Source organism: Rhizobacter sp. (assembly GCF_031412495.1).
GTDB lineage: Bacteria > Pseudomonadota > Gammaproteobacteria > Burkholderiales > Burkholderiaceae_C > Schlegelella_A.
The window spans coordinates 1-1,568 of record NZ_JANODC010000063.1; the positions used below are offsets into that span (position 1 = coordinate 1).

The 1,568-nt window shown below is 69.8% G+C and carries 1 protein-coding gene; it reads left to right on the plus strand.

Going from position 1 to position 1,568, the window contains the following annotated elements; genetic code table 11:
- Window positions 1-1,568, plus strand: a 1,568-nt coding sequence (gene infB / locus AC30N0_RS02340) for a translation initiation factor IF-2 (protein WP_489516330.1), incomplete at both ends; no start/stop codon positions are given.

A 1,568-nucleotide genomic window follows, 5' to 3' on the forward strand; every position in this document is an offset into this window, starting at 1 on the left:
CACGCGCCGCCGACGAGGCCGATGCCGCCACCGAAGCCGCCGCGCAGGCCAATCCCGAACCCGCCGCCGAGCCTGAAGCGGCCCCGGCCAGCCCGCGCGCCGTCGCCGGACGGCCCGGCCAGCAGTTCCAGCCGGTTCGCCGCCCACCCCCGCCGCCGCGTCCGGTCCAGCCCGAGGCCGCGGCACCCGAGGAGCAGCAGCCCGCGCAAGGGCAGCAGCAGCAGGCCGCGAACAACGGCCCGAGCGGCGCGCCGTCGCGCCCCGGCCGCCCCGAGCCCACGCGCCCGGCCCGTCCCGGCGCGCCGCGCGGCGACGATCGCCGTCACTCGGGCAAGCTGACCGTCACCCGTGCGCTCGCCGGCGACGACGATCGTTCGCGCAGCCTCGCCGCGCTGCGCCGTAGCCGAGAGAAGGAAAAGCGCGCTTACGCCCAGTCGGGCCCGCGCGAGAAGCAAGTCCGCGACGTCGTCGTGCCCGACTCGATCACCGTCGGCGAGCTTGCCAACCGCATGGCAGAAAAGGCCGCCGACCTGGTCAAGTCGCTGTTCAAGATGGGCACCCCGGTCACCGTCAACCAGGTCATCGACCAGGATACGGCCGAGCTGCTGGTCACCGAATTCGGCCACAATATCAAACGCGTCAGCGACAGCGATGTCGACATCGACACGGCGCTCGACGTCGATGCGGACGAGACGCTGCAGCCGCGTCCGCCGGTGGTCACCATCATGGGCCACGTCGACCACGGCAAGACCTCGTTGCTCGACGCGATCCGCGGCGCCAGCGTCGTCTCGGGCGAGGCCGGCGGCATCACCCAGCACATCGGCGCCTATCAGGTGAAGGTCGCCAGCGGCGATCTCGTCACCTTTCTCGACACGCCGGGCCACGAAGCTTTCAGCGAGATGCGCCAGCGCGGTGCCAATGTCACCGACATCGTGGTGCTGGTCGTCGCCGCCGACGATGGTTTGAAGCCGCAGACGATCGAGGCGATCAACCACACCAAGGCGGCGGGCGTGCCGATGATCGTGGCGATCAACAAGATCGACAAGCCCGATGCCAAGGCGCAGCGGGTCCGCGAGGAACTGCTCCAGCATGAGATCGTGGTCGAGCAACTGGGCGGCGACGTTCAGGATGTCGAAGTGTCGGCATTGAAGGGCACCAATCTCGACGGGCTGCTCGACGCCATCGCGCTCCAGGCCGAAATCCTTGAGCTCAAGGCCAATCCGGAACGCGGCGCCGAAGGCACCGTGATCGAGGCCAAGCTCGACAAGGGCCGCGGCCCGCTTGCGACCGTGCTGGTTCAGCGCGGCACGCTCAGGGTCGGCGACGTGTTTGTGGTCGGCGCCGCTTCGGGGAAGGTCCGGGCGATGACCGATGCCGCGGGCAAGCAGGTCAAGGAAGCCGGCCCCTCGATGCCGGTCGAGATCCTCGGCATGGGCTCGGTCCCCTCGGCGGGCGATCCGATGACCGTGGTCGAGAATGAGGCGCGCGCCCGCGAGGTCGCCACCTATCGCCAGGGCCTGCTCGACACCAAGCGCACGACTTCGGCGCCTATCAGCCTCGAGAACATG